At 54.5% G+C, this 314-nt stretch carries 2 tRNA genes; both read right to left on the bottom strand.

Annotated features, from left to right (window positions below):
• Window positions 1-51: 51 nt before the first annotated feature.
• Window positions 52-126: transfer RNA gene (locus NQ014_RS10845), tRNA-Val, on the bottom strand.
• 64 nt (window positions 127-190) lie between these two features.
• A tRNA-Gly gene (locus NQ014_RS10850) sits at window positions 191-263 on the bottom strand.
• Window positions 264-314: the final 51 nt, after the last annotated feature.

Below are 314 nucleotides of genomic sequence, written 5' to 3' on the forward strand. Positions count from 1 at the left end.
CGCTACCAACTGCGCTACATCCGCAAATACGCTCACCCAAAAGGGCTTACGTGGTGCGCGATACTAGGATTGAACTAGTGACCTCTTCCGTGTCAGGGAAGCGCTCTCCCACTGAGCTAATCGCGCAGGGTTAAAAGCTATATGTAAGCTTTCATGCGCAACCCCTCCTGGGAGAAGGGGGTTTGCACTGAGCGGATGACGGGACTCGAACCCGCGACCCTAACCTTGGCAAGGTTATGCGCTACCAACTGCGCTACATCCGCAAATACGCTCACCCAAAAGGGCTTACGTGGTGCGCGATACTAGGATTGAAC

This window comes from Corynebacterium sp. 5QC2CO (genome assembly GCF_024580435.1).
Lineage (GTDB): Bacteria > Actinomycetota > Actinomycetes > Mycobacteriales > Mycobacteriaceae > Corynebacterium > Corynebacterium jeikeium_D.